Origin of the sequence: Flavobacterium sp. FlaQc-57, assembly GCF_044007395.1 — a bacterium.
Classification (GTDB): domain Bacteria; phylum Bacteroidota; class Bacteroidia; order Flavobacteriales; family Flavobacteriaceae; genus Flavobacterium.
The window spans coordinates 65,425-91,139 of sequence record NZ_JBIPDA010000001.1 but is presented as its reverse complement, the minus strand read 5'-3'; the positions used below and the strand labels follow the sequence as shown (position 1 = coordinate 91,139).

Below are 25,715 nucleotides of genomic sequence, written 5' to 3'. Positions count from 1 at the left end.
TGCTATTACAAAGTATAAAAATATGTATAAAAAACAACAAATTCACATAAAAATTAACTTTTTATCAATCCGTTAACAAATTTAACATTTTTATTTAAATAAAAATCTGCTTTTTGATTCGATTTCGGAAAATTAGTAAAGTCATCAGAATAAATTGCTCCTTTAGCATCGTATTCATAATGTCCAAAATAATTTTCCAATTCGCCTACTTCAATAATGTAAGCGTTAAAATGAATCTTATTTTCAATCAATTCTTCTTTGTATTGTGCGACAAAATTCGTAATAATTTCGATACCATCATAATTTATTTTGATATTTTTATACATAAAATCATAAAAAACCACTTTATTTTGTGAAATATTCAAATAATCATTAATTCTGTTATCAACTAAATCGTTTTCGAAGATCAGTTTAAAACTCGATATAAGTGAGAAAAATATGAATTTTCGAGTAACTTCTCGTTCGTAATCATTAGGAAAATGACCTGCTTCAAACAAAATAGTAGGAACTCCTAAAAACTGAAAAGTATCTCCTATACAATTGATATTAAAAGAGTCATCAAAACGTCCTACTTGTCCGGGAATGTATTTTTGCAGAACATCATTAATTCCTGCAATTACATTTATAGCTTTTAATCTCGTATCGTTTACCTCTCTCTCTTCATTGTATGAAGGTGCTAAAAATGAAACTGTTGCAGGTTTTCCTGTCGTTCCCGCACCAAAAATAGTACGCTGATCATGAAGATTAAAGCAATAATGAGGTTTAAAAGCTTCGAATTGTTCTCTCAAAATAGTACTTTCTGGTTGTGTCAGGTTTTGAGAATCACGGTTTAGATCTATTTTATTGGCGTTCTCACGGGTATAAAGCCTTGCTCCGTCAGGATTCAAAATTGGAATACTGTAAAAGGTGAAGTTCTTTAAAAGCTTTTCGGCAAATTCAGATCCATTATTCAATACGTTTATAAAGTCAAAAAGCGCCTTTGTTGTAGTGCTTTCATTTCCGTGCATTTGTGACCAAAGATAAATACGCGTTTCTCCAGTTCCGATCTCATAACTATATATAGGTTCTCCCAGAACTGATTTACCAATAATTTTGACTTGATTATTAGTATTGAGTTTATTTAATAAAGGTTGAATATGATCTAAAGTTAGGTATCGACCTTCTATTGATTGTTCTTTGTTTTGGTTAAATAATTCTTCTAAATTCATTGTCTTTTGATTAGTTTACAAAAGTAAACATCTTTATTTTTACATTTGTAAACAATAAGAATTTCTAATAATTCAGAATTGTAAACAGATATTTAATCCTGGAATAGTAATATGCTGTAAAGTCAGTTGACATTTGTTACCAATTTAATTATTGAATTATAACTATCTATTTTTCATAAACATAAACAACTTCATTTAAAGCTATAATACACAATTAAAGCACATAATATATTGATTTACAACTGTAAAATTGCTTTATTAGTTTCTTTTAGTTACATTTGTAAACACTTAAGTTTTAAATAATAATTTACAATGGTAAACATCGATGATTTTGTAAAACGTCTTGAAATTATACTAGACTATTACGCTTTAAATGCCTCTACTTTTGCAGATAGAATTGGCGTTCAGCGATCAAGCATGTCTCACCTACTTTCAGGAAGAAACAAACCTAGTTTAGATTTTGTAATGAAAATTCTTGAAGTTTTTCCAGATGTAGATTTATACTGGATTTTAAATGGCAAAGGAAGTTTTCCTAAAACAGACGAAGAAACTGTTATAAGAAAAACTGAAACTATTGGTGAATTCGCAAATCCTATTGCTCCTATTTCATCAGATGAAAATAGAATAGTAGGAGATTTATTTTCGGAGGTTAATCATAAGGAAGATGTAAAACCTCAAATTAAAAATTTTACAGGAAGCCAAAACTCAAATTCAAATCCGGAAGAAGGGGAAATTGAGAAAATCGTCTTTTTTTATAAAAACGGGACATTTAAGGTTTATGTCCCGTGATTTTAATTTTTAGCGTATTTCAAAATTTCTAAAAATAAATTTCATTTAAGCGATTCTCACGCAATTGAAAAAAATATCGGAATTTTATAAATGAATCATATTTTCTGGAATTTTACCGATAACACCTTCATAGTGTTTTTTAAGAATTTGTAAATCGGATTCATAATCTCCAGTCGGGAAAAATGGTTTTCCTAAATTAACTTCTTTTTTACCCCAATCAAAAGCAACAGGAACAATTGGTACATTTGCTTTAAGGGCGATATAATAAAAACCGGTTTTAATTTCTTTAACACCTTTACGAGTTCCTTCTGGAGCAACTGCTAGTCTAAATACTTCTTTTCTGTCAAAAATAGATGCAATAGAATCTACCTTATTCAATCCGCCTGTACGATCAAGTGGTTCTCCTCCTACACTTCTAAAATAATATCCAAACGGAAATCTAAACAATTCCTTCTTTCCAACCCAGTTCATTTCTAATCCTGATATGCCGCGTGTAAAAATTCCTAAATAAAAATCATGATTGCTTGTATGAGGCATCACCATTAGTATACATTTTTTCACTTCCGCATTTTCAATTCCAACTATTTTCCAGCCCATTAGCTTAAAAAAGATGAATTTATAGAATTGTTTTTTCATTAAAATTTATTTTATAATGCAAAATAAAAGATTTAAAGTGGTATTTTTGAGTAAAAGCATTTAAAATGATTCAAAAATTATTCAGTTACATTATTCCCATAAAAATATTTAAAAGAAAATCCCAAAGAAGCAAAATGATTGAAGTTACTTGGGCAAATGGAGAATTGGTGCTGGATTCTGAAAATACAAATTATTCATACGGAAGTTTACAACGTATATTAAGGTACGGACTTCGAAATATTGGTTACGATGCCATTCTTAAAATGAATCATGTTTTAGTGCTGGGAGTTGCCGGCGGCAGCGTTATTAAAACATTAGTCGATGAAATTTCATATAAAGGAAAAATCACTGGTGTTGAAATAGATCCTGATATGATTAAAATTGCAAACGAATATTTTAATCTCAATCAAATTAAACAATTGGAAGTTGTTATTGATGATGCCTTTGAGTTCGTGTTAAAAACAAAAGACAAGTACAATTTAATAATAATTGATGTTTTTGAAGATATCAAAATGCCTAACTTTTTATTTGAAAGTTTTTTTAGCGGACATGTTTGTTCACTTTTACAAAATAAAGGTTTTGTACTTTTTAATACCATGATTTTGGATGAAGCTCATAACGTTCGAAACCAAAAATATATTTCAGAAATAAACCCTCAATTATTCGCCTCAAAAATGCTGCCCCGCGTTGAAGCGCATAATGAATTAATAATTATCGAAAAATTAGCCTAAATTTTATGAAACCCCTTTCCTCTATTTTAAAATCCTTGCCGCCTACTAAAGTTATTGATTCAAGTATTGAATTTTCAAAATACATTGCATTAGATTTATCTGTAACCAATCAGGAATTGGTTGACTTAAAACCTGAAAACTCTGAAGATTTAGAATCTTATATTTCCAGCTTCTTGGAAAGAAATAATGCCGAAGTTGCCTTTGGCGGATATATTGAAGGTAGGACTTTGTATCAAAGAAGTTCTATTTTTAAGAATGAATCTATTCCGGAAAGAAACATTCATATTGGATTAGATTTATGGACAAAAGTTGGTACTCCGGTTCTGGCTCCGCTCGACGGAAAAGTGCACAGCTTTAAAAATAATATTGGTTTGGGCGATTACGGACCAACTATTATATTACAGCATGAAGTCGAAAATGAAAAATTTTATACTTTATACGGACATTTATCGTTAGAAAGTATAGAAAACCTTAGTGTTGGGACATTTTTTAATAAAGGTGAAAAAATTGGGACTTTAGGAAACTCAACTGTTAATGGAGATTATGCTCCACATGTACACTTTCAGATAATACAAAATATCGAATCGTATTCTGGTGATTATCCTGGAGTTTGTAATACAAATGACCTGAACTTTTATATAGAAAATTGCCCTGACCCCAACTTATTATTAAAAATTACTTAAATAGTTATGAAGAAAGCGGGATTGATCATATGTTTGTTGTTGTTAATTGGATGTAAATCGAAAACGGTAAATAGAAATACTGAAGATCTGAAAATTAAAAAAGTTTCCAGTGCCGAAGTAAATTCTAATCAACAAAGAAAAGCTTACGAATTAGGAAAAAGAGTTTTAGAAACTTGTAATACATCAAAGTTTAAACCTTTTAATGAAACTGAAGTTACCAAGTCGGTTATGGAAAACACGACTGAAGAACGTTTGACTAAAACTTGTCAGAGATTTAGACAATATTACGGAAGTTTCATAGATTTAAAATTAGATGGCGTTTACAAAACCAAACAAGAAGTCATTTATCGTTACCGTGCCCTTTACACAAAAAAAGTTGCCAATAAAGAATTACGCATTTTTGTAAATCAGGATAATTTAATTTCTGCCATAAAATCAATGGATTGGGATGAAAAATTTGATGCTAAAATAACTGAACAATAAAGTACAACCTATGAATTTAAAACTGCCTTTTTTTATATTACTGTTTATCTCGACTTTTGCAAATGCTCAGGAAACCATGATTGTAAAAGGCTCAAAACCTTTTCCGGCGACTCAGAATTATACTTTCATTTGTGAAAAATATGTTTTTACAGGCGAAACAAATGTTCAGATTGCTAAAACAGATAAAGGAGGAGTTTTAAAATTGACCATAGGAATCTCAAACGACAAAACCAGAATTTCCGGTGGTGTTTATGTAGATTTAGTAAATGGAGATGTTATCGCCTGCGTAGATAAAAATAATAATGAAACACTCGATGGCAAAACGTCGTCTTATTATTACTTCACTCCAGCCGAAATGAATAAATTAAAAAAGACTGATATCAAAGCGATTAGATTTATAATCACAGGTAATTCAAATGCTTTTGGCGATCAAACGGGTTATTTTACAGCCTCAAACAAAATGACTTACTTCTCGACAGCTTTTGATAAATCAAAAAAAACATTCGACACAGCTATAGCAATTAGCGCCTTATAAATATCTTATTTGTGTAATAAATCTTATATTTATACTTTAATTTTTCCATTTTATGAATCCTAACGAAGCTTTAATTACAAAGTTCTATACCGCTTTTGCCAATGCTGATGCTAAGACAATGTGCGAATGCTACCATTCAAAAATTCATTTTGTTGATCCGGCTTTTGGTTTACTAAAAGAAGAACAAGTTTCTAAAATGTGGGAAATGCTTATTTTAAAAAGCAAAGGAAATATCAAAATAGAGTTTTCAGAAATAAAAGCAGATGATTTCTCAGGTACTGCAAAATGGATCGCAACCTATAATTTCAGTAAAACAAATAGAAACGTAGTCAATAAAGTATCTGCCGAATTTACTTTTCAAGATGGTTTGATTATTAAACATACTGACAGTTTTGATATTTATAAATGGTCAAAACAAGCTTTTGGAGTTACAGGATATTTATTAGGATGGACTGGTTTCTTTCAGAAAAAAATTCAGGAACAGGCATTATTGTCGCTCAAAAAATTCCAGGAAGCAAAGTAAGCTTAGTCAATAATTCATTTTTAGATATTTTAGAAGCAGAACTATAAAATTTCATAAAACCATTAGTTCCCGCTTTCGCCTATATCTTTGTTCGTTCCTCTCAAAGGATACCGGCTCTATCGGGGCTAGACAAGAACCAATAGTAATTTTCAAGAAATAACAAACTCGACAGGTTTTTAAAACTTGTCGGGTTTATTTATTTTTTGTTTTATAATAATTTAAGATTTAAACCAGCCAGCCACCAATTCATCTTCAAATGAAGTGGCATTTTTATGAACAAATTCATTTGTGTTTTTATTATAAGAATAGTCTAAAGCCCAATTTTCGTGGTTTTTAGCCAAATCTTTAATGCCTTCGCAAACAAAAGCAATTTCTTCATCAGTTGTAGTTGGGTGAATCGACATTCTGATCCATCCCGGTTTTTTAATTAAATCACCAATAGTAATTTCATCTACCAGTTTGTTTGAAGTTTCCTGATCTACATGTAGTAAAAAATGTCCGTAAGTTCCGGCGCAGCTACATCCACCTCTGGTTTGAATACCGAATTTGTCATTCAATAATTTCACACCTAAATTAAAATGAAGATTTTCAATAAAAAATGAAACAACTCCTAAACGATTTTTATGTTGTCCAGCCAAAATTTTAATGTTGGGTACAGCATCCAATTCATTAAAAACAAAATCAACAATTTCATGTTCACGCTGCAAAATGTTTTCAATCCCCATTTCTTCTTTTAGCTCAATTGCCAATGCAGTTTTAATAACCTGCAAGAAACCAGGAGTTCCGCCATCTTCGCGATCCTCTATATTATCAATATATTTATGTTCACCCCAAGGGTTTGTCCAGCTCACTGTTCCTCCGCCGGGACAATCCGGAATCATATTATTGTATAACTTTTTATTGAAAATTAAAACACCTGAAGTTCCCGGTCCTCCCAAAAATTTATGCGGCGAAAAGAAAACAGCATCTAAGTATGCTTCAGGATCTTCAGGATGCATGTCAATTTCTACATAAGGCCCAGAACAGGCAAAATCAACAAAACAAACACCATGATGCTGATGCATTAATTTTGATGCTGCATGAAAAGGCGTTTTTAATCCTGTAACATTCGAACACGATGTTATTGAAGCAATTTTAATCGTTCGGTCTTTATATTTTTCTAATAATTGCGCTAAATTATCCAGACTAAAAAGTCCTTTTTCGCATGAAGGAATAATTTCAACATCAGCAATCGTCTCTAACCAAGAGGTTTGGTTAGAATGATGTTCCATATGAGAAATAAAAACAACAGGTTTTTTTTCGGCAGGAACTATAGTACAATCTTTTAGATTCTCAGGAATCTTTAAACCTAAAATTCGTTGAAATTTATTGACAACACCAGTCATTCCGGTTCCGTCAGTAATTAAAACATCATCATTATTAGCATTTGCATGACGTTTGATAATGTTTCTTGCATGATGGTATGCTTTTGTCATGGCAGTACCTGACACAGTTGTTTCTGTATGAGTATTTGCCACAAACGGCCCAAAATCATTCAAAAGTTTCTCTTCTATTGGTCGATATAATCTTCCGCTGGCAGTCCAATCTGTATAAATGATCTTTTTTTTGCCATATGGAGAAGTAAATTCCTGTTCAATTCCAACAATATGCTTTCTAAAATCCTGAAAATAGGTTTCTAAAGTGATGGTATTATTTTTGCTATTCATTAGTGTGCCCGTGTTTGACTGCAAATATATTGCTTTTTTATAGAATTGCGAATTTATCAATTGTAAACTTCAAACATTAAATAACCGTTTAGTATCTTTAATTAAATACTCTTTTTTTTAATAATTTATCACAATATTCTATCGGATTAATAGGGCAATAGAACTTAAACAATACTATTTTATGGAAAATTTATCAGTAGCTACTTTTGGTGGTGGATGTTTTTGGTGTATTGAAGCTGTAATTCAGCGTCTAAAAGGAATCAAATCCTTGAAATCTGGTTATTCCGGAGGTTTTATTAAGAATCCTCCCTATCGTGAAGTTTGTACTGGCAGAACCGGCCATGCCGAAGTCATACAAGTTACTTTTGATCCTGACATAATTTCATACCACGATTTGATTTTTATATTCATGACAAGTCACGATCCAACAACTTTGAACCGTCAGGGAGCAGATAGTGGAACACAATATCGTTCTATCATTTTATATCATGATAATGAACAGAAAGAAATTGCAGAGCAGGTTTTTGAAGAAGTAAAACCTTTTTACGAAGACTCAATTGTAACTGAATTGACTCCTTTTGAAGTTTTTTATGAAGCTGAAGAAGATCATCAAAACTATTATAATAACAATCAAGATGCACGTTATTGTCAGATAGTAATTGATCCTAAAATTCAAAAGCTAAAAAAGATGTACGCTAATCAATTGGTGGACTAAAAAAAGATTATGCCACAGATTTAAATGATTATTTTAAATCTCTGTGAGATTTGAAAGCAAGTGGCTAAAATCATTTTAATCTGTGTAATCTGTGGCTGTAAAAGAAATAAATTCTAATGAAAAATTTAAAAATAAATAATCGATTTACTGCTGAATTACCTGCAGATCCTAGCGAAATTAATGAAGTTCGCCAGGTGAAGAACGCGTTATTTTCGTATGTAAATCCAACGAAACCCTCAAATCCTAAACTTATCCATGCTTCTAAAGAAGTAGCTGAATTGGTTGGTATCTCAGCTGATGAAATCCAGTCGGAATCTTTTTTGAATACTTTTTCAGGAAAAGAAATTCTTCCAGGAACACATCCCTATGCTATGTGTTACGCTGGTCATCAATTTGGTAACTGGGCGGGACAACTGGGCGACGGTCGCGCGATCAATCTAACAGAAGTTGAGCACAACAATCAGTTTTTTACGCTTCAATTAAAAGGTGCAGGAAAAACTCCTTACTCCAGAACGGCCGATGGTTTGGCAGTTTTACGCTCGTCAGTAAGAGAACATTTGTGTGCCGAGGCCATGTTTTATCTAGGTGTTCCCACTACCCGATCACTGTCGTTAATGCTTTCTGGAGATGAAGTTTTGCGTGATATTTTGTACAATGGGAATCCGGCATACGAAAAAGGTGCGATTGTTTGTCGTGTAGCTCCATCTTTTATTCGCTTTGGTAGTTTTGAAATGTTAACTGCTCGCAATGAACTCAAAAATCTAAAACAATTTGTAGAGTACAATATCAAACATTACTTCCCGGAAATTAAAGGAGAATCTACAGCGCAATATTTAGAGTTTTTTAAAAACGTTGCCGATAAAACCCGCGAAATGATTTTACATTGGCAACGAGTTGGTTTTGTGCATGGTGTGATGAATACTGATAATATGTCAATTCACGGAATCACGATTGATTACGGACCTTATGGATGGCTTGAAAATTACGATCCGAATTGGACTCCAAATACTACTGATAGTCAAAACAGAAGATATCGTTTTGGAAACCAGCCTCAAATTGCGCAATGGAATTTGTATCAACTGGCAAATGCTATTTATCCGTTAATCAATGAAGCTGAACCTTTAGAAAAGATATTAGAATCATTTATTACTGAATTTGAATCAGATTATAAGCTAATGTTTTTAAGTAAATTAGGATTATTTACTTCAACTGAAGCTGATGGTAAATTAATCTCAGCTTTGGAGACCGTTTTACAATTATCTGAAACTGATATGACCATATTTTTCAGAAATTTAAGTAAAATTCAAGTATTAAATTCCGTTGAAGAAGCGATTGAAAAAATAAAAGATTCTTTTTATAAACCTGAAGAAATCAATGGAGAAATTTTAGAATCATGGAAAAAATGGTTTGCAGTTTATCTTCAGAGATTAAATACAGAAGCGCTTTCAGATGAAGTTCGTGCAGAAAAAATGAATCTTATTAATCCAAAATATGTTTTAAGAAATTATATGTCGCAATTGGCAATTGATGCAGCCGACAAAGATGATTATTCTTTGATCGATGAACTGTATTTGCTTTTACAAAAGCCATACGATGAACAGCCTGAATTTGAAAAATGGTTTGCAAAACGACCAGATTGGGCTAGATCTAAAGTAGGTTGTTCTATGCTTTCTTGCAGTTCTTAATTTTTTTGCCACAGATTAAAGGATTAATCATTAAAATTCTTTAATCTGTGGTAATTTTTTTATTTCGACGTAATATAATCTACAATCATATTGGCATGAATACGAGAATTCTCGATAAACCATTTATGAGTTTGCATTCCGCCACAAACCACTCCTGCCAGGAATAAGCCTGCTACATTAGTTTCCATTGTTTCCGGATTATAAGTTGGTGTCTCCAAATCATCATCAGAAAGTTGAATTCCCATTTTTTCAAGAAAAGTCAGATCAGGTTTGTATCCGGTCAATGCCAGTACAAAATCATTTTCTATTGTAACTTTTCCATTTGGAGTATCAATTTCGACTTCGTTTTCGCGAATTTCAGTAATATTTGATTCAAAATAAGCTTTTATACTTCCTTCCGCTATTCGGTTCTCAATATCTGGTTTTACCCAATATTTCACTCTGTTATTGATTTCGTTTTTGCGAATAACCATCGTGACATTTGCTCCTTTTCGCCAACATTCTAAAGCTGCATCAACAGATGAATTATTTGCTCCCACTACTAAAATGTTTCTAAAAGCATATTCGTGAGCTTCTTTGTAATAATGTCGAACTTTAGGCAGTTCTTCACCATTAATGTTCATCTGAATTGGAATGTCGTAAAAACCTGTTGCTATAATAACGTTTTTAGATGAATAAATAGCTTTATCTGTAATAACTTCAAAATGATTGTTTTGCAACTTTTTAACTTGAGTTACTTTTTCAAATAGATGAATCGAGAATTTAAAATAGCGATGAATGTTTCTATAATATTCCAAAGCTTCCTGACGACCAGGTTTTGGAGCTAAACAATTGAATGGTATATCGCCTATTTCAAGCCTTTCGGCAGTAGAGAAAAAAGTCATATACAAAGGATAGTTAAAAATACTATTAACAATTGCACCTTTTTCTATAATTAAATATTTTAGATTTTTCTTTTGAGCTTCAATTGCGCAGGCCAAACCAATTGGGCCGCCTCCAACAATTATTAAATCATATTCATTCATAATTCTACTTCTCCCAATCTTTAAAAGGATTTTTACTCAAGTATGCGTTGTAATATCTTGGATCATTAGTTACTTCTTCTCCAAGCCATTCCGGTTTTTCAAACGATTCTGTTTCAGATTCTAACTCCACTTCTGCCATAACCAAACCTTCATTTTCTCCATAGAATTCATCAACTTCAAAAATGTGTTTTCCTAGTTTTACTTCAAAACGAGTTTTCTCAATTTTACCTTTTTCACATAATTTAAGCAATTCTTGTGCTTCATTTAAAGGAATTTCATTTTCCCATTCAAAACGAGACATTCCGCCTTGATGCCCTATTCCTTTTATGGTTATAAAACCTCTGTTGCCTTTTATTCTAACGCGAACAGTTCTTTCCGGAACAGCACTTAAATATCCTTGAGCTATTTTATTTTGAGTAAAAGCTTGTTCTTTAAAATCATCTGATTTTACAAGAAACTTTCTTTCTATTTCGACCATTTTGATGACTAAATTTAATTTTTATGCAAGTTACTCAATTTAAGTTTGTCTTGTAATTGACTTTAACAAATTACTCATTCTTAATGTATACTTATATATAATTACCTCAAAATTAGAAACATAACTTTAAAATAACTGATTATTAATGCATTCTGTATTTATTTTTTTGTTAAATTTGATAGAATCTTAACTTCATCACTTATGTCTAAAAAAGCACTTTATCTATTAGGCATTGCATTAACAATCATTTTAGGTACTTTTTTGTATGTGAATTTTTGTTGCAATTGCACTATGAAAACACCAGCTGTTGATACCGAAAAAGTACCGCTAGTTGTGGCTCAGGACGAGATTTTTGTCCCTTTTATTCTAAATGGTTCCGGAATTGATTATCATACAAATGATAACATCAAGTTCCTTAAAAACAGTTTTGCAGTTGTTCTGCCTGTTAGCGATTCTGTCTCAATTGGAATTGAAAATCTTAAAACTTTTCTAGTTGCAAACCCAAAGCAGAAAATTACCATAACTGGTTATGCTACTTCTGACGAAAAAAACACTACAACTTTTGATAATCTTGGTTTAGCGAGGGCAAACGATATCAAGAAGTATTTCGTTTCCAAAGGTTTATCTGCTTCTCAATTTAATACAAAAGGAGAAGTAATAGATAAGTGGAAAATGGAACTAGATACTCTTTTAGGGCCAGCTGAATACAAATTTGAAGCTTTAGAAGTAACTCCTGCGGCAACCGATGAATGGGTTATCCTGAAAGAAAAAATTAATGGAGATCCTTTAGTGCTTCATTTTAACACTAATAAATCGAGCGATAAACTAACTGATGTTGAGAAGCAAAAAGTAGCAGACTTGGTTAAATATATGGAACATGTCAAAGATGCACTCATCTTAGCTGTAGGACATAGTGATAATGTTGGAAATCGTGATTCAAATGTTATTCTTGGGCAAAAACGTGCTGATTTTTCTAAAAATTATTTATCGAAAAATGGTATTGATCCATCCCGAATTACTACAGAATCAAAAGGTCCGGATGAGCCTGCCGGCGAAAATACAACGGCCGAAGGAAAAGCAAATAACAGACGAACTGTAATTACAATCAAATAATTAATCAAAAATATACTATTATGAATATACCTTGTATCTTAATACCTGCGCTAGTGGGGTTAATCTGTGGAATTTTGGGTTACTTACTAGGAAAAATGAATTCTAAAGGAGATGATTCACTTGCATTGTCATTACAAGCTGATTTAGATGCGTGTAAAGCGAATACAAGAAATTTAAACGCAAAAATTACTTCACTAGAAGCTGATTTAGCTGCAAAATCCAAAATTTCAGCATCAGCTCCTCAGTCCTTTGCAGCAGCGCCAACAATACTATTTGACAGCGCACTGGCTGCAACTGTTTATGGCAAAAAAATAAAAGAAAATGACTTAAAAATCGTTGAAGGGATCGGTCCAAAAATCGAAGCTTTGTTCAATGATGCCGGAATAAAAACATGGCATGCCCTTTCTGAAGCCACCACTGATAAATTGCAATCTATTCTGGATGCAGCCGGTGAAAATTTTGCTATTCATAATCCTGGAACATGGCCCAAACAAGCTTTATTGGCTTATCAAGGAAAATGGCAGGAATTAAAAGACTGGCAAGATGCTCTTGATGGCGGAAAAGAGTAATTAAATTGCTCAAAAAAGGTTCAAGGGCTCAAAGCTGCAAAGGTAAATAAGGCTTAATTTATAAGTTTTAATCTTTGTAGTTTTGAGCCTTTCTATTTGAACTTTTTTCTATACTATATAAAGAAAATCAGAATTCCATTTTGTAGATTGACTGTACCATAATTTGCCTTCCTTCACTTCAAGCGGACAATCAAAATTATTGGTGTAAAGTGCTCCGGTTCCTAGTCCTTGCGGCATTTTTGAGTTTTGTAAAAATGTCCATTGCGCGATTGCATTTAGACCTATATTACTTTCTAATGCAGAGGTAATCCACCAACCTATATTATACTTCTCAGCTAAAGTGATCCATTCCTGAGTTCCTCTAAATCCCCCAATAAAACTTGGTTTTAGAATTATATATTGCGGCTTAATTTTTTGAAGTAATTCTTCTTTTTCTTTGAATGAAAAGATACCTATTAGTTCCTCATCTAAAGCAATTGGGAATGGTGTAATTTGGCATAAATTGGCCATTGCTTGAGTATTTCCTTTCTTAATGGGCTGCTCAATGCTATGCAGCTGAAATTGATTCAATTGATTTAGTTTATCTAAAGCTTCATTTAAGGCAAATGCACCGTTGGCATCAACTCTAATTTCAATCTGCTCTGCAGAAAAATGACTTCTGATAAACTTCAATAAATTTAATTCTTTATCAAAATCTATTGCACCAATTTTAAGCTTAATACAGCTAAAGCCAGCATCTAATTTTTCTTCAATTTGTTCTTTCATATACGAAGCTTCACCCATCCAAACCAATCCGTTAATAGCAATTGATTCAGTATTATTGGTAAAATCTGAAGGAAATAATAAATATGGATTTTCGCTTTTAAGAGATAAAAAAGCCATTTCTATACCAAATTGTATCGATGGAAATTCCAATAAAGTTTCCCAAAGTGCTGCTTCACCCAAGTGAATATTCTGGCACGTCCATTTTAGTTTATCTTCATAATCATCCCGATCATCGGCACTTAAACCACGAAGTATTCCGCACTCGCCTATTCCTTTTTTATCATTCTCTTCAAGAATAATAAACCAGGTTTCTTTTTCGGTCATAATCCCTCTGGAAGTTCCTGACGGGCGTTTGAATTCGAGCATGTATTTATGATAGGTTGCTTTCACGATACTTACTTTTTATGCCACAGATTCCACTGATTTTAAGGATTTGTTTTAAAACAATTTAATCTGTGAAATCTGTGGCGAAACTTTTTTCTTAGTTATACAGTTTTAAAATTTTATCAAAATCATTTGAAGGTAATCCTGCTTTTTGAAAAACTGTAAAGTCTTGTTTTGTTTTATCTTTCCAGCTTAAGCTATCGGTAACATTTTGAGTTTGATATTTTTTATAGATAGCCTTTGCTTCACTATAATCATCACTCAACAGATAAACGTGTGCTAAGTTTAGCTTCACTAATAACTCTGTATCATCTAATTTCTCACCTTCTTTCAGGAACTTAATCGCTTTTCCGTACTGTTTGGTCAAAATATAGCAGTAACCAATTGAACTATAATCCAGTGCCGAAGCCTTTCCGTCATTAATTATCGTATTTAACTTTTGAATTGCTTCATTGTATTTTTGCAATTTTATTAAAGTTGAAGCTTGAATTCTTAGATCGTTGTAAACGTTTTTAGAAATATCTACATCCTTATAACAAGTATTCCCAAAATCTTTATAAGCTTTATTTTTCTCTATTGCCAGCAATTTTTGAAATTCTGCATAACGATATTGCTTCATTATTTTTTCTAAAATACAAACACAAAAATCATCAGAGTTTGCCATTTTTTGTGCCATTGTTGACGTTTTACAAAGGCTAATGATTTCATTTTTATTGTCTTGATTCCAGCCTCGATTTAGTTTTGTGTCTACCCACGGTACAACTTCTAAAACTACTTTTTGATTTAAAAGCCAGTTTTTACTGTGAAAACCAAACCAAATTGTACTGCTATTTTGTGCTAAACAGGAAGATTTATCTAATGACAATCGTTTCGCATCTTTGCTCAACGGAGTTTCCTGAGCATAACAAGCTTTATCAGTTTTTCCGTCTTCAATGTATTTTTTAGCATTTTCGTTTGATGTAAAAAGAGCATAAGTGCACGTGTCATCACCAGAAATTTTAGACATTAAAAATACGGCGCCTGCTGAACCTTGGCTTACTCCTGTTGGATCTGGAATTGATTTTAGTAAAGAAACTAAACTATTTGCCATCTGCTGATTTTCATCTAAAAGTGTAATTCGGTACACAATTTCTGTGGTTCCAACGGGCAAATCTTCTGTTTTTAAAACAATTCTATCTCGGGCTGAAACTATAATTTCTTTTGTAGTTGCACGTTCTTTGTCCCAGTAACCATCTTTTTGGGCATATGTGCTGTAAGAGATTGTAATTAAAAGAAATAGGGCAATTTTTTTTAAATTCATTTTTATAAATTTAGTTTAAATGTCGTCTACAAATTTCAAGCCTAATTTTTTAGCATTTTATAAATCCTATTTTCCGCTTCTTCTTTTGTGATTCCTTCATAATAATCTTTTACAAAAGGATGGTCAAAATCTTGATGCGGAAAAATTTCGGGTCTATTGTTGCCTTTTTGTGTAACTACTGTTGTTGGAATACTACCTACGAATTCGTATTCTGGAATATAATTGCAAAGCCAACCAAAATATTGTGTTTCATGATTTTCGTTGTCAAAGTTCTCAAGATAATCATTAAAACTTTTTTCACTTAACGAAACCCAAAAACCATATTCTAAATCTTCGCAATGATCGTTAACTTTTTGAATTAGTACACATCTAATAAATCGATCTACCTGATCTGAATGTTTTATTACGCAAAAATCTTCGTCAATTACGGCTATTTCTTCTTTTTCCTGAGTCGAAAGATTATGATAGCTACTTGGGGAATTGTAAGTTATTGCAGGCCAACTCTCGTGTTCTTTACCGCAACATTCACAAATAAATTTAATTTCGTCCATATCTCGATAGATGTGATAGTATTTTTAGACCCGATAGAGACGTTATTTTTTTTGAGGCATCCCGAATTTCAGGATTATTGCCTCGAAAAAGATATAGCCAAAGGCGGGATTAGCTCCTTAATTCTTCAAATTCGTTTAGAATTACTAAAATTATAATTCTAAAGATGCACCAATTTCAAGTAGCATCAAATCTTTTCCTTTATCGAAAAATTTGCGTATTGAATCTTCGTGATCGATTTTGATGTAACCAAATGTGTCAAAATGATATCCTAAAATCTTATCACATTCTACAAAATCAGAAGCAATAATTGCATCTTCAACATCCATCGTAAAGTTGTTTCCAATTGGAAGAATCGCTAAATCAAGTTTTGTTCGCATTGGAATCAGTTTCATATCCATTGTAAGCGCTGTGTCGCCTGCGATATAAATATTTTTATGCTCGCCCTCGATTACAAAGCCACCCGGATTTCCGCCGTAACTTCCATCAGGAAAAGAACTTGAATGAATTGCACTTACATATTTTACCTTTCCAAAATCGAATTGCCAGCTTCCACCGTGATTCATTGGGTGCGCATTTAGTCCCAATTTTGCGTAATAACTTGTAATTTCGGCATTAGAAACGATTACAGCATTTGTACGGTTTGCAATCGCTTCAACATCTAAAACGTGATCGCCATGCGCATGCGTTAGTAAAATATAATCTGCTTTTAATGTGTTTATATCTATTGCCGAAGCCAACGGATTTCCGGTTATAAATGGATCAACGATAATGTGTTTTCCACCAACTTCAATACCTAAAGACGCGTGTCCGTAAAATGTAATTTTCATTTTGATTAAAATTTAAAGTTGAACTTCTTTTATCTTCCGCCTAAGAAAAGATTAACAATAATGTCTGAAATTAACGAAATCATACAAACTGTTAATAATATAGAAAGCAAGAATGTACTCAGAGCCAGCTTTTTTAATTCCGGATCTAATAGCTTAGGATCTTGGTTTTTATAAACGGTAATTAAATGTTTAGTTAAAGGTATGTAAGCCAATAAAAATAAATATTGATCGAAATTATAATCACTTAAAATGGCAAAAACAACCACTAAAAGCATCGCTGTTATGATCAATGAAAAATGATAAATTTTGGCTTTTGAACCTCCTATTTGTACAACAATTGTGTTTTTTCCAGATTTTCTGTCTGACTCTTCGTCGCGCATATTGTTTAGGTTTAATACGCCAACACTCAATAAACCAATTGAAATTGCGGGTAAAATTAAAAGCGGATCAATTTCTTTTGAATATAAAAAATTAACTCCTAATGTACTTACAAGTCCGAAGAAAATAAAAACAAATACATCTCCAAAACCTTTATATCCGTATGCCGAATTACCAACTGTATAACGAATTGCAGAAACAATTGCTGCAACTCCTAACAATAAAAAGAAAATAGAATACCTGAAATTGGTTTCGCCAAATGCAAAGTAAATCAAGATAATTGCTGATAATAAAGTCAATAATGATGTAATGATTATTGCTTTTTTCATTTCCTTTGGCGTAATAACACCACTCTGTATAGCGCGTTTTGGTCCTATCCTATCTTCGTTATCAGTACCTTTTACTCCATCGCCATAATCATTTGCAAAATTGGATAGAACTTGTAAACCAAGTGTTGTCAAAAGTGCAAAACCAAAAATTTTCCAGCTAAATACTTCTGTTGGTGTATTAATGGTAGCTGTTGGATTTGATAAAGCATAAATACTTCCAACTATAATTCCGGAAACTGATAAAGGTAGTGTGCGCAATCTAGCGGCTTCAATCCAATGTTTCATTATATTTTGTTTTGTTTAATTTTTGTTTCAGGTTTTAAGTTTCATATTCATCAATTCGAACCTGAAACTTAAAACTATTCTACAACATTTTTATGGAAGCCATTTATTTTCTCCGAAATTTGGTTTTCTTTTTTCTAAAAAGGCATTTCTTCCTTCTTTTGCTTCTTCGGTCATGTATGCTAAACGAGTTGCTTCACCTGCAAAAACTTGTTGTCCAACCATTCCGTCGTCAGTTAAGTTCATGGCAAATTTTAGCATTTTTATAGAAGTTGGCGATTTTTGAAGAATTTCCTGTGCCCATTCAAAAGCAGTATCTTCTAGTTCATCATGTGGAATTACAGCATTTACCATTCCCATATCCATTGCTTCTTGAGCTGAATAATTTCTTCCTAAGAAGAAAATTTCACGTGCTTTTTTCTGACCTACCATTTTAGCCAAATAAGCAGATCCGTAACCACCATCAAAGCTGGTCACATCAGCATCTGTTTGCTTAAAGATAGCATGTTCTTTACTCGCCAAAGTCATGTCGCAAACAACGTGCAAACTATGTCCGCCACCAACTGCCCAACCTGGAACAACCGCTATAACAACTTTTGGCATAAAACGAATTAAACGCTGAACTTCCAGAATATTTAAACGATGTTGACCATCTTCGCCCACGTAACCTTGGTGTCCGCGTGCATTTTGATCTCCTCCGCTGCAAAAAGAATAAACTCCATCTTTAGTTGATGGTCCTTCTGCCGAAAGTAAAACTACTCCAATCGAAGTGTCTTCTTGTGCGTCGTAAAAAGCCTGGTATAATTCTGAAGTTGTTTTAGGACGAAAAGCGTTTCTAACATTTGGTCTGTTAAATGCAATTCTGGCAACTCCGTTGCATTTTTTATAAGTTATATCTTCAAATTCTCTGGCAGTAATCCAATCCATTTCTATTTGTTTTATTTTAAATAATTATAGTGTAAAAATAAAGCATTTTTACATTTTTACCTACTCAATTTGGTTTTAGTCTGTTCGAAAATAACTTTCAATGTTAACAATTGGACTCAGCTGACAAAAAATAACATTTTTTAACATTAGTTTCGAAAAATAATAAGTAATTTTACACCCTAGAAATCAATGAGATACATTTTATTTCATTGATATAAGATTGATTTTCTTTCACTGATTTATTAACCTAAAAAATGATTTTTTTGAGAAAATTTAAAAAATTTGTCGCTCATTTTTTTACGGTTTTTATTCATAAGCCATTGATAAATGAGCAAATGATTTATTCGTTTGTTGAAACTTCGAAAAGGAAATAGTAACACCTAAGGTTAAATGCTAGAATTGTTTATGTAATTAGTATCAAATTGATTACGAAAAGAGGAAAAAATACTAACTAAAACTTTCTATAAGTTATTTTATCAAACCAATGGTCTAGCCGTGAAATTGGATTTTTCGCTTTTAATATGAATGTATAGATTGTTTAAAGACATACCGATTCAAGAAGTAATTTCTAAAATTTTTAAAGCTTTTATTTTTTGAATGGATTCGAATTTATTTTATTTCTGTTTTTTTTTAATTACAATTTTTTTTAAAACTAGAATAAAAAAGAGAAAGGCTACTCGTAATGGGTAGCCTTTCTTGTTTGTATTAATTATCTTTTACCAGATAAATTCCATCATCTTTAATTTCAATAAGTTTGTCTTTATACAAAGCTCCAATGGCTTTTTTAAAGGTCTTTTTACTCATTTTTAAGACTGTTTTAATGTCTTCAGGATGCGAACTGTCATTTAAACGCAAGAAACCACGATTGGCTCTCAATTCGTCTAAAACTTTCTCAGCATTTGGCTCAATACTTTGATAACCTTGAACTTGTAATGCAACATCAATTTTATTATCAGGGCGTATGTTTTTAATAAATCCAATCATTCTGTCTCCAGTTCTAATTGCATCATCATAAACTTCGTCTTTATACAATAAGCCTTTATGCTGCTCATTGATAATGACATTGATTCCTAATTCTGTAATATGCGAAACGATCAAATCTACTTCTTCACCTTTTTCAACCGTTAGGTTTTCATTGCTTAAAAATTGATTCAGTTTACTTGAAGCAACCAAACGATTGGTTTTTTCATCCATATAAAGGTAAACCAAATAGCGTTTTCCTTTTTCCATTGGGCGCGCTTGTTCTTTAAACGGAACCAGAATGTCTTTCTCCATTCCCCAATCCATAAAAGCACCAACCTGATTGGTATAATTAACTCTCAAAAGAGCAAATTCATTCAATAATATATACGGCTCCAGCGTTGTTGCAACCGGGCGTTGTTCGTGGTCCAAATAAACAAAAACTATAAGTTCTTCTCCTATTTCAAATTCATTTGGAACGTATTTGTTTGGTAATAAAATATCATGAATTCCTTCAGGATCTTTTTCAGGATTTCCTAAAAATAAACCAACTTTGGTATCACGTAATATAGTAAGTGTATTGTATTTTCCTATTTCAATCATATTCTTTAAGGTTCAAAGTCGATAAGTGACTAAGTTTCTAAGCTACAAATGTACGAAGTTTGAAAATGGGAAACCGAAAAATGTTTTAGATAAAAGATACAAAACAACTTTTTTCGGTTTGTGCTTTTTTTAATTAAATTTGAGAACCTATAAATTAATTCCAAATCAATGAAAAAGGCCATTTTTTACAGCATTTTTATCTTTTTGTCATTTACACAGATTTCAATTTCCCAAGTTGTTGAAGATCCTGTAATTAAAAAGATGATAACCGAAATCAAAACTGAAAACCTCGAAGCTACAATTCATAAATTAGTTTCATTTGGCACAAGACATACATTAAGTGATACAAAAAGTAAAACACAAGGCATTGGTGCGGCACAACAATGGGTAAAGTCTCAGTTCGATAAATTTGCTTTAGAATCAAACGGCAGATTAACTTCGACAATTGATTATTTTGAAGTTAAAGCCGATGGAAAACGAATTCCCAAAGATAGTCAACTCGGAAATGTAATGGCAACATTAAAAGGAACGGATCCAAATGACAATCGTATCTTTATTATTAGTGGGCATCTGGATTCGAGAGTTTCTGATGTTATGAATGTGAAATCGAATGCTCCTGGCGCTAATGACGATGGTTCTGGCGTTGCGGCTGTTATCGAATTAGCCAAAGTAATGAGTAAAAGATCTTTTCCTTCTACCATTATTTTTGTCGCGGTAACCGGCGAAGAACAAGGACTTTACGGTGCTCGACATCTGGCAGAATTGGCAAAAGAATCAAAATGGAATATTATTGCCATGTTAAACAATGATATGATTGGTAATAGTTTATCCAGCGGAACGAATTTAAGAGATAATACTCAGGTTCGAATTTTCAGCGAGACTATTCCGTTCTTAGAAACAGAAGATGAAGCTAAAATGCGAAAAGCTACCAGTCGCGACAATGATAGTCCATCAAGATTATTGGCACGCTACATAAAAACTGTTACAGAACAATATGTAGATCAATTGAAAGTGAAATTAGTGTATAGAAATGATCGTTTTTTGCGTGGAGGTGATCATACACCATTCAGTCAAAATGGCTTTACAGCAGTTCGTTTTTGTGAGATGAATGAAAATTTCGATCATCAGCATCAGGATTTAAGAACAGAAAATAACATTAAATACGGTGATCTTCCTGAATTCATGGATTTTGAATATTTGAGAAAAAATACCTGCTCCAACTTAGCAACTCTTGCTAATCTTGCATGGTCACCAAAAGCACCAACAAATGTTGGAATCGAAGTTAAAGAATTATCAAATTCTTCTACTTTAAAATGGTCATCTCCAGAAACGAAAGGACAATATGGTTATCAGGTATTGATGAGAGAAACTTCATCTTCACATTGGGAAAAAACTTTCTTTGTAAAAGATACTCAACTAGAAATTCCTTATTCTAAAGACAATTACTTTTTTGCTGTACAGGCGGTTGATGCTTTAGGTCACTCGAGTTTGCCTGTTTTCCCAATACCAATTCGATAAAACGATAAAAAAGAAGCGCCTAAATGGCGCTTCTTTTTTACTCTATTTATAAACACTTTCTTTGTTAAAGTGTAAAGTTAAAAGGTAATAAACAACTGCTCTGTACTTATTTTTATTAGATTTACCATACTTTTCCAAAACAGCGTCAATTCCGGCATCCAATGCTGGACTATCTGCTAAACCTAATTTCTTAATTAAAAAATTGTTCTTTACAGTATCTAATTCAGATTGTTGTGATCCTGCCACTGTAGACGAATCTGCGTTGTAAATTGATGGTCCGCATCCTATTGTGACTTTCGTTAGTAAATCCATATTAGGAGTTACTCCACATTTTTCTTTTAGATCTGCAGCATACTTAGTAATTAATTCTTCTCTTGCACTCATAATATTATATTAGTTATAATTAATGCGTTCAAAATTAGAATTAAAAATGAGTTTTTAGCTAAATTTAACACTATTTAACTTACTGAATGTTCAGGTCTCTAAAATACTGTTTCAAAATGACGTCATTTTCTAACGTTGGTGTAAAAATTTCAAAAATCGAAGGATTATCATTCTCGTAATATAACGCTTCAATTCCTGTTTCTAAAGAGATTACATCGGAAGCTTTGAAATAATTAAAACCATACATTTTAGCCAAATGTTCAGCGGTTAAATGATGTGATGTTTCAAAATAAGTATTAAAGACAGGTTTTTCTTCATGTCCCGGTAGAATTCTAAAAATCCCTCCACCTCCATTATTAATCAAAATAATTTTGAAATTTTTAGGGATATACGAATTCCATAAAGCATTGCTATCATACAAGAAACTAATATCGCCAGTAATAAAAACACCTTGTTTTGTACTGCCAACAGCCGCACCTATCGCCGTCGATGTACTACCATCAATTCCGCTGGTACCTCTGTTACAAAAAACTTCAATAGAGTTTTCAATATCAATTAATTGAGCATATCGAATGGCCGAACTATTGCTAATCTGTAATTGGCTGTTTTTGGGCAAAGACTCGATTACTTTCTCAAAAACTTTAAAATCTGAGAATGGAATCTTTTCTAAATATTCAGTTCGTCTCGCTTTTCTTAAATCATAAATTGCATTGATTTCTGCAAAATAGTTACTTTCAGTAAAAATAGTTTTTGATAACAACTCATTAAAAAAATCATTGGGCTGCATTACAAAGTGTTGTGTTAATGCACTAAAAGTATCATAAGCACGTAAAGTATCAATGTGCCAATGGTGTTTTGGCTTGTATTTTCTTAAAAAAGCTTTGATTCTCTTTGATACAATCATTCCTCCAAAAGTCACTAAAATTTCTGGCTGAAATTCTTCAAAATCAGCATCATCAAAAGGAGTAATTAAAGTATCAATACTATTGATAAAACTTGGATGATGCAAATTTGAAGTCGTCTCTGTCAATACTACAATTGATGGATCGTTGGCAAAATTTTCAATTATTTTATCATCAATTGAATTGGCTTCGTTTACTCCAACTAAAACAAGTTTACGTTTGGCTGTATTCCAAATCGAAACAAATTCAGCTTCATTTTCTATAAGTTTCGTTCCGAGAGTTTCATCAGAATAGGTGATTTTTGGCTCTACAGAAAGCTTTTCAACTGTTTCATATAAAGGCTCTTCAAAAGGTGCATTGATATGAACCGGTCCTTTTTGCAGTATTGCAGTTTCAATTGCTTTATTGATTTTTAAGTCATTTTCAACAGAAACATCTTCCGTTAAATTGGCATTGAAAACAGAATGATTTTGAAAAACATTTTCCTGACGAATGGTTTGTCCGTCTCCTATATCAATTTTGCTTTGCGGACGATCTGCCGAAATCACAATTAGCGGAATTTGGCTGTAAAATGCTTCAGCTACGGCCGGGTAATAATTCAATAAGGCTGATCCTGATGTACAAACGATTGCGGTTGGTTTTTTGGTTTGCTGTGCAATTCCCAATGCAAAAAATGCAGCACAACGCTCATCGGCAATACTATAACATTTAAAGTTTGGGTTTTGAGCAAATCCTATCGTTAAAGGTGCGTTTCTTGATCCTGGAGAAATTATAATATTGGTGATTCCTTTTGCTAAACAAATTTCGATAATGCTTTGTGCAAGCGCTATTTTGGGGTAAATCATTCTTATGGCGTATTACTTTTTTGAAAAGAAATCTACAAGTTTGATTTCTTTTTGATATCACAAAGTTACAAACTTCGCATTGGATTTAACTTATAAATAGGAATATATTAAGGCTGCTTTTAGAAAAAGGGAATATATTTGTAATAGTGAATTTTAATACAAAACTGACTCTTTATGCGTTTCTTATATACATTATTCCTTTTTATTTCATTACAAATCGTACACTCTCAAAATCAGTTTGTTCCGGATGATGTGCCTTATAAAACAGCTTTAGAGAATGCAAAAAATCAAGGGAAACCTTTATTTGTAATGCTTTATGCAGATTGGTGTCCGCATTGTAATCAAATGAAAAAAGAGGTTTTTAGTGATTCAAATGTCATGGATTTTTTAAAGAAAAACTTTGTTTGCGCTTGGAAAAACATTGAAAAAGAGGAAGGAATTGCTCTTAAAAATAAATTTAATACTAAATCATTGCCAACGTTTTTATTTATTGATCCCAATAATGAAACGCTATTGTACGCTTTAAAAGGCGAATTAAAAAAGGCTGATTTTATGACTGAAGCCAATTATGCTTTGAATCCTAAAATGCAGTTGCCTTATTTAGAGAAGCAATTTCTAGATGACCCAAGTAATTCCGACAAGTTTTTTACATACTTAAACACTTTAAAAAAAGGAAAAGACAGAACTGATTTGTCGATTCCGACGCATACTTATCTTAATACACAATCTGACGCGCAGTTGGTCAGCGAAACCAATTGGCGTGTTATTGCCAATGGTGTTACTGATATTAAATCACGCGAATTTCAGTATGTTTTAAATCACCAAAAAGAATTTGCAGCTGTGGCTTCTCAAAATCGTGTTGATCGTAAAATTAAAAGTATTGTGAATGAAATGCTTCGCCCTTTAGTTGATAATTTAGACACTTTGAACTACTATAAACAAAGGGAAATTGCAAAATCTATTCGATTGCAAAAAACAGATTCCCTTGTTTTTAAATTTGATTTAACTTTGGCAGAAAGAACTGAAAAATGGCAATTTTATAAAAAGGTAACACTTGAGGATACGCAAAAATTAGTTTGGAATGATGCCAGTTTCCTAAAAGAAATTGGGCAGACTTATTTAAAACATATTTCAGATACGGAAAGTTTAAAGAAATCTATTTTCTGGGTAAAACATTCTTTAGAGTTAAATGATTCTTATGATGGAAATTTGCTTTTAGCAAGGCTTTACAATAAAATCAAAGACAAAAAAATGGCTTTGCAATATGCCAAAGATGCGAAAGTTATTTGTGCCGAAATGACTTGGAACTCTAAAGAGGTTGACACTTTATTAGCCGAATTAAATACAAAATAATACCATAATAATAACCATGAGCCTTATTCTTAGACCAGCAACTACAGACGATTTAGAAAAAATTCTAGATATTGTAAACCATTCAATTCTACATACAACTGCAAATTATAGCTATGATGTTCAAACCATTAAAGTACAAACTAAGTGGTTTGAAGACAAAAAAGCTAAGAATCTCCCAATTGTTGTGGCTGATTTAGATGGCGAAGTTGTAGGCTTTGGAAGTTATGGGCAGTTTCGTGAAAAAATTGGCTATCAATTTACGATTGAGCATTCCGTTTATGTTGTTGATAATGTGATCGGAAAAGGTATTGGATCTCAATTATTAACTGAATTAATTCGTTTAGCAAAAGAACAAGGATATCATGTTATGATTGGTGCAATCGATGCCGATAATGCCGGAAGTATTGCCTTTCATGAAAAATTCGGATTTATCGCAACGGGAACAATTCGTGAAGTAGGCTATAAATTTGATCATTGGCTTGATTTGGTTTTTATGCAATTGATATTGGTTTAGATTCTTAAGAGTA

27 protein-coding genes are annotated in these 25,715 nt (G+C 32.3%); 13 read left to right on the top strand and 14 right to left on the bottom strand.

Annotation, left to right across the window (positions count from 1 at the left end; genetic code table 11):
- Positions 1 to 53: 53 nt before the first annotated feature.
- A complete protein-coding gene (locus ACHRVZ_RS00440) occupies positions 54 to 1,208 on the bottom strand; it encodes a M14 metallopeptidase family protein (RefSeq protein WP_395420030.1) in 1,155 nt (384 codons plus the stop codon).
- Between the two features lie 312 nt (positions 1,209 to 1,520).
- Here ACHRVZ_RS00440 and ACHRVZ_RS00435 point away from each other — a divergent pair, with 312 nt between their 5' ends.
- Positions 1,521 to 1,997, top strand: a complete 477-nt coding sequence (locus tag ACHRVZ_RS00435) for a helix-turn-helix transcriptional regulator (protein WP_395420029.1) — start codon at positions 1,521 to 1,523, stop codon at positions 1,995 to 1,997.
- A gap of 84 nt (positions 1,998 to 2,081) precedes the next feature.
- Here ACHRVZ_RS00435 and ACHRVZ_RS00430 read toward each other — a convergent pair whose 3' ends face one another.
- Positions 2,082 to 2,633, bottom strand: coding sequence for a 1-acyl-sn-glycerol-3-phosphate acyltransferase (locus tag ACHRVZ_RS00430; RefSeq protein WP_395420028.1), 552 nt, complete (start codon positions 2,631 to 2,633; stop codon positions 2,082 to 2,084).
- A gap of 65 nt (positions 2,634 to 2,698) precedes the next feature.
- Between ACHRVZ_RS00430 and ACHRVZ_RS00425 the strand changes: the two genes are divergently transcribed.
- Genes ACHRVZ_RS00425 through ACHRVZ_RS00405 form a run of 5 tightly spaced genes read left to right on the top strand, consistent with a single transcriptional unit; the run spans position 2,699 to position 5,588 of the window.
- Positions 2,699 to 3,364, top strand: a complete 666-nt coding sequence (locus ACHRVZ_RS00425) for a spermidine synthase (RefSeq protein ID WP_395420027.1) — start codon at positions 2,699 to 2,701, stop codon at positions 3,362 to 3,364.
- A gap of 5 nt (positions 3,365 to 3,369) precedes the next feature.
- A complete protein-coding gene (locus tag ACHRVZ_RS00420; RefSeq protein WP_395420026.1) occupies positions 3,370 to 4,047 on the top strand; it encodes a peptidoglycan DD-metalloendopeptidase family protein in 678 nt (225 codons plus the stop codon).
- Between the two features lie 6 nt (positions 4,048 to 4,053).
- The gene (locus tag ACHRVZ_RS00415) at positions 4,054 to 4,530 is read left to right on the top strand and encodes a hypothetical protein (protein ID WP_395420025.1); all 477 of its coding nucleotides are present in this window, start codon (positions 4,054 to 4,056) and stop codon (positions 4,528 to 4,530) included.
- A gap of 10 nt (positions 4,531 to 4,540) precedes the next feature.
- Complete coding sequence (locus ACHRVZ_RS00410) at positions 4,541 to 5,065, top strand: hypothetical protein (protein ID WP_395420024.1); 525 nt, start codon at positions 4,541 to 4,543, stop codon at positions 5,063 to 5,065.
- 52 nt (positions 5,066 to 5,117) lie between these two features.
- A complete protein-coding gene (locus tag ACHRVZ_RS00405; protein ID WP_395420023.1) occupies positions 5,118 to 5,588 on the top strand; it encodes a nuclear transport factor 2 family protein in 471 nt (156 codons plus the stop codon).
- 218 nt (positions 5,589 to 5,806) lie between these two features.
- Here ACHRVZ_RS00405 and ACHRVZ_RS00400 read toward each other — a convergent pair whose 3' ends face one another.
- The gene (locus ACHRVZ_RS00400; protein ID WP_395420022.1) at positions 5,807 to 7,294 is read right to left on the bottom strand and encodes an aminotransferase class V-fold PLP-dependent enzyme; all 1,488 of its coding nucleotides are present in this window, start codon (positions 7,292 to 7,294) and stop codon (positions 5,807 to 5,809) included.
- 181 nt (positions 7,295 to 7,475) lie between these two features.
- On the opposite strand from ACHRVZ_RS00400, the gene msrA reads away from it, so the two are divergent.
- Both msrA and ACHRVZ_RS00390 read left to right on the top strand, forming a co-directional pair.
- Positions 7,476 to 8,009, top strand: a complete 534-nt coding sequence (gene msrA / locus ACHRVZ_RS00395; RefSeq protein WP_395420021.1) for a peptide-methionine (S)-S-oxide reductase MsrA — start codon at positions 7,476 to 7,478, stop codon at positions 8,007 to 8,009.
- A 116-nt stretch (positions 8,010 to 8,125) separates the two neighbouring features.
- A complete protein-coding gene (locus ACHRVZ_RS00390) occupies positions 8,126 to 9,694 on the top strand; it encodes a YdiU family protein (RefSeq protein ID WP_395420020.1) in 1,569 nt (522 codons plus the stop codon).
- A 59-nt stretch (positions 9,695 to 9,753) separates the two neighbouring features.
- Here the strand turns inward: ACHRVZ_RS00390 and ACHRVZ_RS00385 are convergent, their stop codons facing one another.
- Together ACHRVZ_RS00385 and ACHRVZ_RS00380 are read right to left on the bottom strand one after the other, a co-directional pair.
- Positions 9,754 to 10,719 (bottom strand): YpdA family putative bacillithiol disulfide reductase, encoded by a 966-nt coding sequence (locus tag ACHRVZ_RS00385; protein WP_395420019.1) that lies wholly within the window; start codon positions 10,717 to 10,719, stop codon positions 9,754 to 9,756.
- A gap of 4 nt (positions 10,720 to 10,723) precedes the next feature.
- Entirely contained in the window at positions 10,724 to 11,197 is a 474-nt protein-coding gene (locus ACHRVZ_RS00380; RefSeq protein WP_395420018.1) for a CYTH domain-containing protein, read from the bottom strand.
- 201 nt (positions 11,198 to 11,398) lie between these two features.
- On the opposite strand from ACHRVZ_RS00380, the gene ACHRVZ_RS00375 reads away from it, so the two are divergent.
- Positions 11,399 to 12,310, top strand: coding sequence for an OmpA family protein (locus tag ACHRVZ_RS00375; protein ID WP_395420017.1), 912 nt, complete (start codon positions 11,399 to 11,401; stop codon positions 12,308 to 12,310).
- 20 nt (positions 12,311 to 12,330) lie between these two features.
- Entirely contained in the window at positions 12,331 to 12,879 is a 549-nt protein-coding gene (locus ACHRVZ_RS00370) for a hypothetical protein (RefSeq protein WP_395420016.1), read from the top strand.
- A gap of 108 nt (positions 12,880 to 12,987) precedes the next feature.
- On the opposite strand, the gene ACHRVZ_RS00365 is transcribed toward ACHRVZ_RS00370, so the two are convergent.
- The 7 genes from ACHRVZ_RS00365 to ACHRVZ_RS00335 form a co-directional block, all read right to left on the bottom strand.
- Positions 12,988 to 14,034: an o-succinylbenzoate synthase gene (locus tag ACHRVZ_RS00365; RefSeq protein WP_395420015.1), complete on the bottom strand. Its 1,047-nt coding sequence runs from the start codon at positions 14,032 to 14,034 to the stop codon at positions 12,988 to 12,990.
- A gap of 91 nt (positions 14,035 to 14,125) precedes the next feature.
- Positions 14,126 to 15,328, bottom strand: a complete 1,203-nt coding sequence (locus tag ACHRVZ_RS00360; RefSeq protein ID WP_395420013.1) for a tetratricopeptide repeat protein — start codon at positions 15,326 to 15,328, stop codon at positions 14,126 to 14,128.
- 41 nt (positions 15,329 to 15,369) lie between these two features.
- Positions 15,370 to 15,879, bottom strand: a complete 510-nt coding sequence (locus ACHRVZ_RS00355; protein WP_395420011.1) for a DUF2199 domain-containing protein — start codon at positions 15,877 to 15,879, stop codon at positions 15,370 to 15,372.
- Between the two features lie 150 nt (positions 15,880 to 16,029).
- Positions 16,030 to 16,707: a metal-dependent hydrolase gene (locus ACHRVZ_RS00350; protein ID WP_395420010.1), complete on the bottom strand. Its 678-nt coding sequence runs from the start codon at positions 16,705 to 16,707 to the stop codon at positions 16,030 to 16,032.
- Positions 16,708 to 16,736: 29 nt separating this feature from the next.
- Positions 16,737 to 17,699, bottom strand: coding sequence for a 1,4-dihydroxy-2-naphthoate octaprenyltransferase (menA, locus tag ACHRVZ_RS00345; protein WP_395420009.1), 963 nt, complete (start codon positions 17,697 to 17,699; stop codon positions 16,737 to 16,739).
- A gap of 90 nt (positions 17,700 to 17,789) precedes the next feature.
- Entirely contained in the window at positions 17,790 to 18,623 is an 834-nt protein-coding gene (locus tag ACHRVZ_RS00340; protein WP_395420008.1) for a 1,4-dihydroxy-2-naphthoyl-CoA synthase, read from the bottom strand.
- Positions 18,624 to 19,328: 705 nt separating this feature from the next.
- The gene (locus ACHRVZ_RS00335; RefSeq protein WP_395420006.1) at positions 19,329 to 20,186 is read right to left on the bottom strand and encodes a S1 RNA-binding domain-containing protein; all 858 of its coding nucleotides are present in this window, start codon (positions 20,184 to 20,186) and stop codon (positions 19,329 to 19,331) included.
- A gap of 168 nt (positions 20,187 to 20,354) precedes the next feature.
- Between ACHRVZ_RS00335 and ACHRVZ_RS00330 the strand changes: the two genes are divergently transcribed.
- Positions 20,355 to 21,704: a M28 family metallopeptidase gene (locus tag ACHRVZ_RS00330; protein ID WP_395420003.1), complete on the top strand. Its 1,350-nt coding sequence runs from the start codon at positions 20,355 to 20,357 to the stop codon at positions 21,702 to 21,704.
- A gap of 42 nt (positions 21,705 to 21,746) precedes the next feature.
- Here the strand turns inward: ACHRVZ_RS00330 and ACHRVZ_RS00325 are convergent, their stop codons facing one another.
- Together ACHRVZ_RS00325 and menD are read right to left on the bottom strand one after the other, a co-directional pair.
- On the bottom strand, positions 21,747 to 22,088 hold the full coding sequence (locus ACHRVZ_RS00325; RefSeq protein ID WP_395420002.1) for a DUF2853 family protein: 342 nt from the start codon (positions 22,086 to 22,088) through the stop codon (positions 21,747 to 21,749).
- Positions 22,089 to 22,167: 79 nt separating this feature from the next.
- Positions 22,168 to 23,835, bottom strand: a complete 1,668-nt coding sequence (menD, locus tag ACHRVZ_RS00320; RefSeq protein WP_395420001.1) for a 2-succinyl-5-enolpyruvyl-6-hydroxy-3-cyclohexene-1-carboxylic-acid synthase — start codon at positions 23,833 to 23,835, stop codon at positions 22,168 to 22,170.
- A 174-nt stretch (positions 23,836 to 24,009) separates the two neighbouring features.
- Here menD and ACHRVZ_RS00315 point away from each other — a divergent pair, with 174 nt between their 5' ends.
- Positions 24,010 to 25,188 carry a thioredoxin family protein gene (locus ACHRVZ_RS00315; RefSeq protein ID WP_395419999.1) on the top strand — a complete coding sequence of 393 codons (1,179 nt, stop codon included), beginning with the start codon at positions 24,010 to 24,012 and terminating at the stop codon, positions 25,186 to 25,188.
- 16 nt (positions 25,189 to 25,204) lie between these two features.
- Positions 25,205 to 25,702 carry a GNAT family N-acetyltransferase gene (locus tag ACHRVZ_RS00310; protein ID WP_395419997.1) on the top strand — a complete coding sequence of 166 codons (498 nt, stop codon included), beginning with the start codon at positions 25,205 to 25,207 and terminating at the stop codon, positions 25,700 to 25,702.
- Positions 25,703 to 25,715: the final 13 nt, after the last annotated feature.